This window comes from Citrobacter sp. Cpo012 (assembly GCF_030333015.1).
Taxonomy (GTDB): domain Bacteria; phylum Pseudomonadota; class Gammaproteobacteria; order Enterobacterales; family Enterobacteriaceae; genus Citrobacter; species Citrobacter portucalensis.
In genome coordinates this window covers 1-258 of sequence record NZ_JAOWGR010000020.1, presented here as the reverse complement: position 1 = coordinate 258, position 258 = coordinate 1, and the positions used below count along the sequence as shown (strand labels likewise).

General features: G+C 45.3%; 1 rRNA gene. It reads left to right on the top strand.

The features are described from left to right. Positions 1 to 180: 180 nt before the first annotated feature. A 16S ribosomal RNA gene (locus tag OGX90_RS01175) occupies positions 181 to 258 on the top strand; the annotation flags it as partial.

The window sequence follows — 258 nt, the reverse complement described above, 5'->3', positions numbered from 1 at the left end:
ACGCCACCTCGCGACAGAGCGCTAAAGCGCGTCGCAACTGCTCTTTAACAATTTATCAGACAATCTGTGTGGGCACTCGAGGATACGGATTCTTAACGTCGCAAGACGAAAAATGAATACCAAGTCTCTGAGTGAACATACGTAATTCATTACGAAGTTTAATTCACGAGCATCAAACTTAAATTGAAGAGTTTGATCATGGCTCAGATTGAACGCTGGCGGCAGGCCTAACACATGCAAGTCGAACGGTAGCACAGA